13 protein-coding genes are annotated in these 12,520 nt (G+C 64.1%); 7 read left to right on the top strand and 6 right to left on the bottom strand.

Annotated elements, in window-relative coordinates; genetic code table 11:
• Positions 1-2: 2 nt before the first annotated feature.
• From ACFQO4_RS12645 to ACFQO4_RS12635, 3 genes are all read right to left on the bottom strand, one after another.
• Entirely contained in the window at positions 3-932 is a 930-nt protein-coding gene (locus ACFQO4_RS12645; protein ID WP_500261260.1) for a phosphoribosyltransferase HisG-related protein, read from the bottom strand.
• A 299-nt stretch (positions 933-1,231) separates the two neighbouring features.
• Positions 1,232-3,019, bottom strand: coding sequence for an AAA family ATPase (locus ACFQO4_RS12640; protein WP_500261259.1), 1,788 nt, complete (start codon positions 3,017-3,019; stop codon positions 1,232-1,234).
• 71 nt (positions 3,020-3,090) lie between these two features.
• A complete protein-coding gene (locus ACFQO4_RS12635) occupies positions 3,091-3,933 on the bottom strand; it encodes an MBL fold metallo-hydrolase (RefSeq protein ID WP_500261258.1) in 843 nt (280 codons plus the stop codon).
• Positions 3,934-4,076: 143 nt separating this feature from the next.
• Between ACFQO4_RS12635 and ACFQO4_RS12630 the strand changes: the two genes are divergently transcribed.
• On the top strand, positions 4,077-4,841 hold the full coding sequence (locus tag ACFQO4_RS12630; protein WP_500261257.1) for a superoxide dismutase: 765 nt from the start codon (positions 4,077-4,079) through the stop codon (positions 4,839-4,841).
• Between the two features lie 24 nt (positions 4,842-4,865).
• Here ACFQO4_RS12630 and dph2 read toward each other — a convergent pair whose 3' ends face one another.
• Positions 4,866-5,915: a diphthamide biosynthesis enzyme Dph2 gene (gene dph2 / locus ACFQO4_RS12625; protein ID WP_500261256.1), complete on the bottom strand. Its 1,050-nt coding sequence runs from the start codon at positions 5,913-5,915 to the stop codon at positions 4,866-4,868.
• Between the two features lie 97 nt (positions 5,916-6,012).
• On the opposite strand from dph2, the gene ACFQO4_RS12620 reads away from it, so the two are divergent.
• From ACFQO4_RS12620 to ACFQO4_RS12610, 3 genes are all read left to right on the top strand, one after another.
• Positions 6,013-6,405 carry a YlbF/YmcA family competence regulator gene (locus ACFQO4_RS12620; RefSeq protein WP_500261255.1) on the top strand — a complete coding sequence of 131 codons (393 nt, stop codon included), beginning with the start codon at positions 6,013-6,015 and terminating at the stop codon, positions 6,403-6,405.
• A gap of 120 nt (positions 6,406-6,525) precedes the next feature.
• On the top strand, positions 6,526-7,434 hold the full coding sequence (locus ACFQO4_RS12615; RefSeq protein ID WP_500261254.1) for a cell division protein CdpA domain-containing protein: 909 nt from the start codon (positions 6,526-6,528) through the stop codon (positions 7,432-7,434).
• Positions 7,435-7,530: 96 nt separating this feature from the next.
• Positions 7,531-8,556 (top strand): disk-shape morphogenesis protein volactin, encoded by a 1,026-nt coding sequence (locus ACFQO4_RS12610; protein ID WP_253436680.1) that lies wholly within the window; start codon positions 7,531-7,533, stop codon positions 8,554-8,556.
• 88 nt (positions 8,557-8,644) lie between these two features.
• On the opposite strand, the gene ACFQO4_RS12605 is transcribed toward ACFQO4_RS12610, so the two are convergent.
• Positions 8,645-8,815 (bottom strand): hypothetical protein, encoded by a 171-nt coding sequence (locus ACFQO4_RS12605; RefSeq protein WP_312908919.1) that lies wholly within the window; start codon positions 8,813-8,815, stop codon positions 8,645-8,647.
• A 142-nt stretch (positions 8,816-8,957) separates the two neighbouring features.
• On the opposite strand from ACFQO4_RS12605, the gene ACFQO4_RS12600 reads away from it, so the two are divergent.
• Positions 8,958-9,365: a DUF7961 family protein gene (locus ACFQO4_RS12600; protein WP_312908917.1), complete on the top strand. Its 408-nt coding sequence runs from the start codon at positions 8,958-8,960 to the stop codon at positions 9,363-9,365.
• A 3-nt stretch (positions 9,366-9,368) separates the two neighbouring features.
• Positions 9,369-10,070 carry an METTL5 family protein gene (locus ACFQO4_RS12595; RefSeq protein ID WP_500261253.1) on the top strand — a complete coding sequence of 234 codons (702 nt, stop codon included), beginning with the start codon at positions 9,369-9,371 and terminating at the stop codon, positions 10,068-10,070.
• 14 nt (positions 10,071-10,084) lie between these two features.
• Here the strand turns inward: ACFQO4_RS12595 and ACFQO4_RS12590 are convergent, their stop codons facing one another.
• Positions 10,085-11,908, bottom strand: a complete 1,824-nt coding sequence (locus tag ACFQO4_RS12590) for a rhomboid family intramembrane serine protease (RefSeq protein ID WP_500261252.1) — start codon at positions 11,906-11,908, stop codon at positions 10,085-10,087.
• Positions 11,909-12,065: 157 nt separating this feature from the next.
• On the opposite strand from ACFQO4_RS12590, the gene ACFQO4_RS12585 reads away from it, so the two are divergent.
• Positions 12,066-12,350: a DNA-directed RNA polymerase subunit L gene (locus tag ACFQO4_RS12585; protein WP_312908911.1), complete on the top strand. Its 285-nt coding sequence runs from the start codon at positions 12,066-12,068 to the stop codon at positions 12,348-12,350.
• Positions 12,351-12,520 lie beyond the last annotated feature (170 nt).

Below are 12,520 nucleotides of genomic sequence, written 5' to 3'. Positions count from 1 at the left end.
GACTACGAGAGTGCGACCTCGAGTTCCGTCTCCGTTTCGTCACCCTCGAGGAGCGACCGCACGGCGGCGACCTCAGACGAGATTTCGGCTGCGTTCTCCATCAGCACCGTCTCGCTGGGGAACAGTTGCTCGCCCAGCACCAATCCGTGGTCCCTGGCGGTCGAACCGGTGACGGTGAGGTAGACGCCGGCGCCTGTCTCGGCGATCGCCCGCTCCTCCTCGACGCCCTCGTCGGGGTACCGGAACCGAACGTTCTCGAGGCTGTCGGTCCCGAGGACGGCCCGAACCAGTCGTTCGTACCGCGGCGTGATACACAGCGGCCCTGCGTAGTCTCGCAGGAAGTCCCGGTCGATCGGCTCGTTCGTGGGGGCCTCCTCGGGCGTCGCCATCAGTGTGTGGTAGACGGTGTCACCGAGACCCGAAACGACCTGGACGTCGGTGTTTGCGGGATCGATCCGGGCGTTGACGTCCGCGATACGCTCGAGCGGTTCGGCGCGCAAGTCGACGACCTCCTCGAGGACGAGGTCGGCGCTGTCGAACCCGAGCGCGAACTCGTGGGTTCGGAGGGCGCGAAACGGCTCCTCGCGGCCGACGAGGACGAGTTCAGTCCCCTCGGAGACGCCGTCGACGCCCTCGAGCGGGATCGTGACGCTGTCGAAGACGATCCGCCGTGGCTTGCCGGCTCGATCGTCCCGGAGGAGGGTGTACTCGGGGGCCGTCGGATCGTCGACGGCGCTGTAGGTGGCGAGGCGATGGTAGACGTCGGGCTGGTCGGGCTCGACGGAGCCCTTGGTCACGGCTTTCTCGTGTCGAAGCGTCGTGATGACGTCGTCCGCGAGCTCCGGTACGTCGAGTCGACGCGCCAGCAGGTCGAGGACCGACTCGAGCGGCCGGCCCTTTCGCGGAATCGCGAGTGGAATGCGCTCGCCCATTAGCGTAGCTGTGAGACGGGCGGCTAAACCGGTTGCGTTTCAGGTCAGATTGTCGTTGACTGTGGTGTCCGTGGCGGTGTGATAACGGTGGTGTCGCGGTGGTCGTGGCGGCTGTGGCGACCGTGGCGGCTGGCCACCCTGGTGTCCACAGTGGCGTGACAGCCGTGACATGGTACCCAGGGCGGTCGTGGCTGCGGTAGTGTCCGTGAGCCAGCCAGATATTCGATCGAAACGAGAGCACAGAACGGTCGCCAGAACAGAACGGCCGGCAGTACAGAACGGCCGGCAGAACGGAACAGCTACTCCGAGAACATCGAACCCAGCTGGTCGCGCCACTCCGTGATGTCCGTGACCTCGTCTCGAACCTCCTCGAGGTCGTCCTCGAGGGTTTCGACGTCGGACTGGACGTCCTCGACCGACGATTCGACATCGTCGATACTTTCCTGCAGATCGGTTTCGACTTCCTCGAGGTCGCCTTCGACGCCCTTCAGGTCGTCCTCGAGGTCGTCGACTGCCGAATCGGTATCAGCGAGTTCGGCCTCGAGGTTCTCAGTACGTTCGTCGACGGTTTCGACCGTCTCGCTGACCGCCTCGAGGTCGGCCTCGAACGAGTCGACCAGCTCCGTGAACTCGGTGATGAGCTGTTCGCCGGTCCCGTTCTCGTCGAGGAACTTCTCGAGCGCGCCGGTGTAGGCGGCGAGTTCTTCGACCCGGGACTGGAGGTGCTCGATCTTCGCGGCGTCGCTTCCCGAGAGGGTGGCCGTCGGTGGTTCGGAGTCGACGTCGACATCCAGGGCCGACCGGATCGCCTCGTGGTCGGCCTCGTCGAGTTCATCGGAGCGGAGTTCCTCGGCGAGGGCCGCGCCGATGGATGTGGCGTCGGTCGGGAGTGGGTGAGCGTCGGCCGCCGCATCTGGGCGCTGCTCGTCGGTCACGTCGGTTTCGTCCGCGTCCGCGTCATCGTCTTCGTCCGTATCGCCGTCGGTGGGATCCTCGAGGTCCAGTTCCTCTGCCTCGGCATCTTGGGCGTCGGCGTCTTCGATGTCGGTATCTTCGGTATCGTCTACCGCGTCGTCTGCGTCGTCTGCCTCCGCGGCCGCCGCCTCGAGGTCGAGTTCGATCGTCGGCGCGTCGTCGTCTTCCGCTTCAGCCTCGTCTGCGGGATCCGGCAGTTCCTCGCCGTCGAACCCGAGGTCGATGTCGGGGGCGTTCTCGTCCTCGTCGCCTCCTTCGTCCTCGTCGACGGGGGTCGGGTCGGTGTCGACGTCGCCCAGATCGAGTTCGAGTCCCTCGTTCTCGTCGAGGAAGCCGTCGGTGTCTTCGTTGCCAGCGTCGCCAGCGTCGTCGGAAGCCGTATCCTCGCTTTCCGATTCGTCGAAGTCGAGGTCGATCGACTCGTCCTCGTTTTCAGCTTCTGTGGGCTCGCCCTCGTCTTCGGCTTCTGCGGTTTCGTCCTCGTTCGCGGCTTCTGTAGTCGCCTCCGCGGATTCGTCCTCCGCTTCGCTCGACTCCTCATCGTCTCCATCGTCCACACCACCCTCATCGTCCTCGAGGCCTGGCACGCTGTCGGCTTCCCCCGACAGCATGTCCTTGACCACCTGGTTGCTGTCGTCGGCGATGATGTCGTCGATCATCGTCTCGTCGAGGTGGCCGGCGGCCTCCTCGTCCGCCTTAACTTCCTCCTTCAGGTTCCCATCCCCGTCTTCATCCTCGTCCCCGTCCGTGGACACGCTCTCGATCGTCGGTTCAGTCAGGAAGTCGGTCTGGTCTGTCTCCTCGTCGAGGCGGACTCCGTAAACCGTGACCAGTGGGTCGTCGGGCGAGACGACTCCGGAGAACTCAACGTGGTTGTCCTGGAACGCCGTCCAGTTCTCGCTGTGGTACTCCGGGTGGAAGCCGACGCTGTCCATCGGGAACGATTCGGGAATGTCCTCGGAGAGTCGGACCGTCGCCGATTCGTCTCGCGTCGATTCGAATTCGAACCGGACGGCCGGCACGGGGAACTCGTCTGCGGTGAACGACTTTCGCACCGTTATCCCACTGTCGGTCACCTCGACCACCTTCTCACCATCCGCGGTTTCGCTCATGCGAGCAACGTTAATTCAGCATTACCTTAAAACGAACGGGCGTTCGTTCGGGTGATCGAACGGGTTCTCTCTCAGGTGAGATCGACCCGATCGCCGATCTCGACGACCTCGAGTCGCTCGGGGTGATCGAAACTCCGGGCGTGGTGGTGGAGCACTTTCGGATCGGCGGTCAGCCCCTTCCACATGTCCCAGTGACTGGGGAGCAGGGTCTCGAGCTGGAGTGCCTCGGCACACTCGATAATCTGATTCTCGTCGTTGTACCACCGCGTGCGCTCGGGTTCGCCCGTCTCCTTGTCGGGGATGGTGCCGACCGTGCCGAACGCGAGGATGCCGAGGTCGAGATCGTACGTCTCGCCGATGCGCTCGAACGAATCGTCCTCGGGGGGTTTGGTGTCGCCGCCGTGGAACACGGTCCCGGCGTCGTGTTCGATCACGTAGCTCACGGGGTGGGTCGCGTCGGGGTCGTTGGCCGGCTCGACGTGGACCGTGAACTCCCCGATTTCGACGGTGTCTCCCTCCGTCACTTCCGCGAACTGCTCGTCCGTTACGTCCCAGTTGTCGGTCCACGTTTCGTCTTCGCGCGCGACCGAGAGGCTGTCGTCGGGGCCGTACAGCGTGGCGCTCGAGTTCGCCAGAATCGGTGCCTGACTCGGGCCGTGGACGTGGTCGGTGTGCTCGTGAGTGACCAGGACGGCGTCGGCGTGGTCGACGTCCTCGGGGTCGAAGGGCACGGGAACCATCCGTACCGTCCGCGGCGGGTCGCCCAGTCCGACGTAGGGGTCGACGTAGATGGTCGTCCCCGCGCGTCCTTTCAGGACGAAGCCGTTACAGCCCAGGTACCAGAGCGCGACCCCGTCGGGGTCGGCCGATTCGATCGCGTTCGGGAGCCAGTCTCCCCAGTCGCTCGTTGCCATGCTCGAGTCTGTGCGAGGACGGTGGGTAAGTGTTGTCGTTCGGTTCCAAACGTTTGCTACGTCGATGCTGCAACGGGGTGGATTTCGTCACCCGTCTATCTCTTGCAGAACATTCATTCAGGAACTCGTGACAGTAAAACTTGATGCAACGGCCAGCACCTGACAGACGAACCGTCCTCCAGACGCTCGGTATCGCGGCCGGCACGGCGATACTTGGCTCGACGACGTCCGGTGTCTCGGCAGACGATCACGACGCTGACTCACAGACGCAAATGACCTACGAACTCCCCGAACTCTCCTACGACTACGACGCGCTCGAACCGCACATCGACGAACGCATCATGGAACTGCACCACAGCAAACACCACCAGGGGTACGTCGATGGCGCGAACGAGGCCCTCGAGACGTTCGAGGAGATGCGCGCCGGTGGCGACTTCGAGGATATCCAGGCGGCGAAGCGGGACTTCTCGTTCAACCTGTCCGGTCACGTCAACCACGTCGTCTTCTGGGAGACGATGAGTCCGAACGGCGGCGGCGACCCCAACGGCGAGTTGCGGGAGGCGCTCGAGGCCGACTTCGGATCGATCGAGAACTTCCGTGCGGAGTTCACCGCGGCAGCCGAAGGCGTCGAGGGCGGCGGCTGGGCGATGCTGTTCTACGACCCGCTCGCGGACGGACTCGTGATCGGGCAACTCGAGGGGCAAAACGACCTCGCTCACCAGGGGTCGGTGCCGATTCTCGCGCTCGACGTCTGGGAGCACGCCTACTACCTGCAGTACGAGAACGATCGGTCGGCCTACGTCGAGGAGTGGTGGAACGTCGTCGACTGGGACGGCGTCGCGTGTTACCACCAGGCGGCGATCGACGCCCAGGCTCGGCCACCGGAAGACTGTAAACAGGAGTGCTAATCGGGATCCGGTCAGGCTGTTCGGCTACCAGGTCCCGTGGAACGTATCGAACTCGAGACTCTCGAGGGGTTCGTTCCCGACGGCGATCTCGTACTCGCCGGGGGTCAGCATCGGTTTGTGGAATCGCGGCCCATCGTCGGTCGTGATCCGGGGACAGCCGGTATTGACGAAGGCGTCCATGTCGAAGTTACGCAGGCGGTCGGGAGTGACCTCGTCCATCGTGATGAGGTAGGCGTCGTCGTTGCCCTCGAGGATCTCCTGAGCTTTCTCCCAGCGGCCCTGCCCGATTTTGGTACAGAAGATGACGCCCCACTTCTCGGCGTCCATCGCGCGGTGGACGGCGCCGTAGCGCTGTTTCATGAACTTCTCGGTATCCGCCACGGTGACGACGTTGTTGACCGGGTCGGCGATGACGACGTGCTTGTCGGGGTGTTCCATCGCCAGGCCGAGGGGATGGAACTTGCCACCGCCGACGTAGAGCACCTGGTCGGCGGGGACGTCCGCGCTGGCGTAGTTGCACCCTAGCACCTGCCCCTCGTGAGTCAGGCGGTCGTCGCCGCGACGCGTCTTCACGTCGTAGCCCTGATCCTCGAGGTACTCGCGCATCTCCTCGAACCGGTTCATGTGCTGGGCGGTGGTGACGAGTCCGACGTCCGGCGTCTCCTCGGCCGGCTCGAGCGTCTCGAGGGCCTCCTCGATGATCGGCGTCACCTCGACGTTCGAGAACAGCGGGACGTAGATCACCTTGTCCGTGTCCTTCATCGGCGAGTGCCCGAAGTGGACGAACACGTCGGTGCGTTTCATCAGGTAGGTGTCGAGGTCGCAGGCGCCGTAGCAGGGCTGGCCCGAGAGCATGATCGTCACGTCCTCTGGGACCAGTTCCCGGAGGTCGTCGGCCACCTTCGGGCCACGGCGTTTCAATCCCTCGGGGAACTGCAACCCGATTTTCTTCGCGTCTTTCTCCTCAACGGCCTCGACGATTCGCTCGAGTTCGTAGTCCCACTCCCGGTCGTGTTTGAGGGACATACCCGTGTTCCGGAGGTCACCCTCGCTGTACTCCGACTCCTGGCTCATTGGACGGTATTGCGGACGCGGACGTAAAACGGCGCGGGTTTCCGGCGCCGACGACTGATCCGGCACATACAAACGGCCCGCGTCCCAACCAGAGTTCATGAGCGTCGAAACCGCCCCCGACCCGACCGAGACCGACGTCGAAGCCCTCGGCGAAGAACTCGGCGAAGCCATCACGACCCTGCCCGAGTACGAGGCCTTCGAGGAGGCCCAGCGCGCCGTCGAAGCGGACGACGAGGTCCAGGCGAAAATCGACGAGTTCGAGCGCGTGCGCCAGGAGTTCATGATGGCCCGTCAGACGGGGACGGCCTCCCAGGAGGACTTACAACACCTCCAGGAGACCCAGCAGGAACTGCACGCGATGGAGCCGATGGCCGACTTCCTCGAGGCGAAGGGCGACCTGACGGCGCGCCTCGAAGCGATCAACCGGGCGATTTCGGACCCGCTCGCGGTGGACTTCGGCGGCGAGGCTGGCGGCTGTTGTCACGACTGAGCGGCCTCCCACCGATCTGAACCGCCATTTTGATCACCCACGTTCCGTTCGAATCGAGCGCATACGGAGCGAGTATTTTTCGTCCCAACAGTCATAATACTGGAGGGTAAATGGAGGTCAATGGCAGCCGAAGACCCTACAGATGGGTACCTGTTCGACCTCTACCGGCGCTACATCGGCGAACCGGACGACCGGACCGATGTGTACGTCGGGTTCGGACTATTTCTCGGTGGTATCGGATTCGCGATCGTCGCGCTCCTCATCTACCTGTGGAGTAGCACGCTCGAGCCACGTTCTCCGGCGCACCTCGCGTGGGTAGAGCCGGCGTACTCCGTCGCGATGATCTCGCTTCCCGTCCTGATGCTGGGGATCGTGGTCTTGCTCCCGTCGGAACGACGAGTCCTGTACACCTCGATCGCTGGACTCGCCGTCACGGCCGTGGCCGTCGGTGGCTTCCTGTACGCCTACCCCGATCACTGGAACGGGTACGGGAACGATTACACCGCCCAGATCGTCGCGGTCTACGCCGTCGGACTCGCCGGCGTCACCGCCTCGACGGGGGCGGCGCTGATCGCGCACTACCTCGAGATGGCCCGGGCCGTCGAAAACGTGAAAGCGGACGACGAGAGCGAGGAACTCACCTACTCCGACGAGGAAATTCGAGACGACATCGACGCCGCGATGGAGGGCGTCGAACTCTCCTGGGGCGGCGTCGAGAAGTCCGAGCACAAGCGACTGACCTTTTCGGATCACGAGTTCGACAGCGAGAACCTGGACACGAACATGGCGACGAAGACGACCCGCTCGAGCGGCGTCGACGCGCAGGTCGCGGGCCTCAAGGGGCTCAAGGGTGGAGAGAAGAAGACCGCCGTCTCGGAGTCGTCGGTCGACGACCAGACCCAGAAACTCAGGGAACTGCGCGAACAGCGACGCAAGGAACAGGCCGCTAAAGAGGCCGAAGGTCGTCGCATCGCGAACCCGTTCTCGGGGCTGCTCGAGCGTTTGCGTTCGCTAGTAAATCGTAATTAACGCACCCGGCGGTGGAGTAATCCGGGCTTATAACACCTAGCGGTACCGGAAATAAACGCACATAGATTTATAATCCGTCAGTGGAGTTGAGGAAACATGGCCAAAGGCCTAGACGTTGGAACAATGAACATCCTGTCGGCACAGCAGGATGGTTCCGATACCGTATTTGTGCAGCAGCGTAATTCCTTCGTGGAAATCGAATACTCCGACATGGCGGAGCAGATGCTCTCGCGGAGCGAAGTCCTTCACATCCGAAAGGACGACAAGGTGTACGTCGTCGGCGACGACGCGCTCAACTTCGCGAACATCTTCAACAAAGAAACTCGTCGACCGATGAAACACGGCATCCTCTCGGCCGACGAGAAGAGCGCGATCCCGATGATGAAGCTCATCATCGAGCAGGTCGTCGGCGAGCCATCCTACCCCGACGAGAAACTCTACTTCTCGACGCCCGCCGATCCGATCGACGACGATCTCTCGACGCTCTACCACCAGAAGACGATCGAGTCCTTCCTCAACGACATCGGCTACGACGCCGAACCGATCAACGAGGGGATGTCCGTCATCTACTCGGAACTCGCGGACAACAACTTCACCGGCCTCGGCATCAGTTTCGGCGCCGGGATGACGAACGTCTGTCTGGCGTACTACGCGGTCCCCGTCATGAAGTTCTCCGTCGCCCGCGGTGGCGACTGGATCGACGAGCAGGCCGCCCGCGCGACCGGTACCCCGGTTGACAAGGTTACCTCCATCAAGGAGGACAACTTCGAACTCGACTTCACCACTGACGTCGGCGGCGTCGAGGGTGCGCTCTCGATTTACTACGAGAACCTCCTCGACTACGTCATCGAGAACATCGTCAAGGAAGTCGACGACGAGGACGTTGAGGAAGGCCTCGACGTGCCCGTGGTCGTCACCGGCGGAACTTCGAGCCCCAACGGCTTCGAGGCCCTGTTCCGTGACCACCTGCAGGACGCGGCGATCCCGTTCTCGATCAGCGGCGTGAGCCACGCCGACGAGCCGCTGTACAGCGTCGCTCGTGGCGGACTCGTCGCCGCTCGTTCGGACGAGGACGTCGATTACGAGGAAGAGGAAGCCGAAGCGACGGCTGCGAGCGAGTAACTCGTCCGGTTCTCGGTTCTCGGGTTCCGGGCCCCGATTCGCGTTTTTTCGATAGCGTTTCCCTCGAGTTCGACGGTCGTCAGTGACGCTACGTTTCGTAAAAGCGGTTGAACGCGTCCTGCCAGGATTCGTACGCCATCTCTCGGCTCTCGTGTTCGACGGGTACGTCTGCGAACCCGCACCGATTGCACGCGATCGTCGTGACCTCCCCCAGCGTGAGCCGTTCGAGTGGAGCCTGGCACCGTGGGCAGTCGTCCATGGCTACGGAATGACAGGCAGCTATCTTAAGTGTATGTTCTCGGTCCAACGGTTCTCACGGCGAACGGGCGTCGTTCGATCACGTGTATATTACTACTAAGCATTTGCAAAACTATTTGTATGCGGCCTGTGTATGCCGTCGTATGAGCACCACTTCGTCACCGCAGTTCGAGCGAACGATCGACCGCTGTCGACCGACCGACGTCACTCCCGTGGCGCTCGACGCCTCTGATCTCGACTCGACGGCCCCCGAGTACCTGCGCGACCTCAAGCGCGAGTTCACGCGAAACGACCTCTTCCCGGCCGGCCTGACGGTCGACGCCTGTTTCGCGGAGGACTGTTCGCTCGATACGCAGGCCGAAATCGATCGTATTCGAAGCTACGTTCGCGCCGGCGCGTTCCTCGGCGTCGGCACCGTGACCGTCGATTGCGACGACGTCGCGAACGCCGAGAAGGTCCGTCCCGCGCTCGAGGCCTGTGCCGAACGGGCCGACCGAGAAGGACTCTCGTTCGAACTCGACGCACCCATTACCCTCGACCGCGAAGCGTAGGCGATGCCCTCGGGGCTCTCCCGCCGACAACTCGCCCGTGTTCTCGAATCAGTTGCCGATTTTCCCAGTCCCGATATCGACCTCGAGCAGTACCTCACGCCCGCAGAGCTCGCCGCTCACCTCGGTCACCTCGCCGCCGTCCAGGGTGACCTGACCGACGCGACGGTGCTCGACCTCGGAACCGGAACGGGGATGCTGGCGCTGGCCGCGGGACAGTACGCCCCCGACGGCGTCGTCGGGGTCGACGTCGACGCTGACGCCCTGGTCCAGGCGAGACGCAACGAGGTGACCATCGGTGAGGCAGCTCGCGAGGTCGGAGCCACCTCGACCGTCGAACCGGATTCGGGCTATGAGTGGATCCGCGCCGACGTGTCCCGGCTCCCGCTCGAGCGAGCGAGATTCTCTGCGCCGGTCACCGTCCTCTCGAATCCGCCGTTCGGTGCCCAGCGAGGTAACCGCCACGCGGATCGACGGTTCCTTGAGGCCGCCGCCGACCTGGCCGACGTCTCCTACACCATCCACAACGAAGGGAGCCAGGCGTTCGTCGAGTCGTTCGCGGCCGACGAGGGCGGCACCGTCACCCACGCATTCGAAGCCGAGTTCCCGATCGACCACCGATTCGCCTTCCACGACCGCGAGCGGGCGATGCTCGAGGCCGAGGTGTTTCGGGTCGAGTGGCGGGAGGGGGGTCGCAGTCGTAGCTAGCGTCCGGGTCGCGGTCAGTTGTACGTCTCCTTGCTCGCGATTTGAACCGTCGTCTCGCCGGTAGTCACGAACAGGTCGTTCCTCTGGCGAGTGAACTCCAGGCCGTCGACCGTGACCGACTCGTCGGCTGCCGGAATGTCGGCTCTGGCCGGGTCGGCTGATTCGTTCGCGCTGACCTCGAGTATGAACGCGCCGTCGTCGGGTACGATCGTGACGTTCTTGCCATCGATTATCGCGTTGGCCGTCGACGGTTCCGAGGCGTGGGCGAGTACCCGCCGGTCATCGTGTTCGAGCCAGACCTGGTAGACGGTGTCGTTCCCGACGGGGGTCCACCCTGCGCGCGTGGCGGTGATCGACTCCCGCCAGCCGGGACCGCCGACGTGGACGGTTTCCGAGCCGCTGAAGGCAAGACGCTGGGCGGAGACGGACTCCGACCAGATGTGACGGTCGGGGCTCGAGACGATCACGCCGCTGCCCTCGACCCCTCCCGCGTCGAACGCCTCGAGGTCGACGACGGAGGCGATCGGGTTCTGCGCCTTCTCGGCGTACGTGATCGAGTAGTCCTCGACGGTGAGCGTGCCCTCCGTCGAGCCTGCGTCGTCCCCGTCGAGGACGAACAGGTTGACCGGAATCGCTGGCCCACAAATCGCTGCGAGGACGACGAAGACGACCACGACTGCCGTGTACTGGCGCGAAGTACTCGCGAGTGACGGGACCCGGGATTTCGGTTGCGCGACGAGCTCGCGGAGTCGATCGCTGGTCGCCGCGTCGCTCGCGAGCAATCGGGAGAGGAGGCCGCCGTGCTCGAGTATCGGCGCGGTCGGCCGCGAGAGCCGACGCTCGAGGCGGGCAGGGAGGATCGAGCGCTGGGAGCCAGCGACCGCGACGGTGATCACGAGCGCGAGCGCGATGACGACGACGACGCCCGGGCCCCGGAACAGGACGTACCGGTTCGCGCCGTCGAACCAGTAAATCGCCCAGAGCGACTTCGAGAAGCCGTAGATGAGGACGGCGAGCCAGAGCGCGAGCGGGTCCGGCCGGTAGCCGTCGTCCCGGCGGTCGAAAATCACGAGTGCGACGACGAGGCCGACGAAGAACCCGAGGGCGTGACCCTGGATGGCCGTCGACGCCCACCACGGGGCCGACGGCGGCCGGGGCTGGACGACGTACCACCCGATGGGGCGCTGGAGGGCGCCGTAGATCGTCGACAGGGTGCCGTGGACGCCGATGGCGCCGATGAGCGTGACGATGGGGTACCGAACGATCGCGAAGCCCGCGAAGGCGAAGACGACGCCCGAGAAGCCGATGACGGGGCCCAGCGCGAAGAGGCCGGTGATCACGCCGACGACGATGACGCCCGCGGGGAAAACGACGAGTGCCCGGAGCCACGGGTTCGTCAGGAGACTCGAGGCGAGGCCGCGCGACGCGTTCGAGTTCGACTCGACGCTTCTGTTTCGGCTCCCGTTCGCGTAGTGCCCCCACGCGTACTCGGCGATCGGCGCCACGACGATGGCGCCAGTGAGGTTCCCCGTGAGGTGGCCCGGGTAGGCGTGAGCGAACGGAGCGGTGAGGATGCCCAGCGGATAGAAGAACGACCACGCGCGAAACGGCGTTACGACGGGGTTGTCGAAGTCGGTGATCCCGTCCTGAACGAAGAGGTAGACGGCGATCACGAAGCCGACGACGACCAGCGTTCCCCACGGCACGCCGAGCACGAACCGGTCCTCGAGGACGTCCCGCCAGCGGCGCTTTCTCGGATCGAGTCGGCTGACGACGAACAGCGAGCCGAGCACCGTCAGGACGACGAGTGCGGTGAGTCCGGTCGTCAGCCAGTTCATATCTGCTGGTAAGGGGGGAGCCGTATAGGGATTTCCCTCTCTACAGGCCTCGAGTGTCGTTCGGTGTGTGGCGAGGGGAGACGACGGCGACCCCGAACGAGCACTGGACGCCAGCGGCTTCGAAAGGTACAAGCGGCCAACGGCCGGAGAGTGAGACATGGAACTGCGGGTCACCGAGAGCAGCGAGAACGAACTCTCGATCGAAATCGTCGGCGAGGATCACACGTTCATGAACGTACTCAAGGGTGCGCTGCTCGAGCACGACGACGTAAGCGCGGCAACCTACGACATGAACCCCGAACAGTCGGGAGGTCAGACCGATCCCATCCTGACGATCAAGACCGAGGGTGACGTCGAACCGCTCGATGCGCTCGAGGAAGCGGCTGGCGACGTGCGGTCGAAGACGGCGGCGTTCCGTGACGCGTTCGAAGCGGCGGTTTGAGGATCTCGCTGCTGTTCTCTGCTTTGGTGCGATGGACGGGTAGCACGTAGCGAATCTCGCACGTCTCGAGTAACACGAACCGAGTGAGTCGTAGAACCGGGCGAATCGTACGAACCAGGCGAGTCGTCGAACGGCGTCGGCCGTCCTGGATCGCTCAACTCGAGGCACCG

Origin of the sequence: Saliphagus sp. GCM10025334 (genome assembly GCF_042663485.1) — an archaeon.
Lineage (GTDB): Archaea > Halobacteriota > Halobacteria > Halobacteriales > Natrialbaceae > Natronosalvus.
This window is presented reverse-complemented; position numbering and strand designations above follow the sequence as displayed.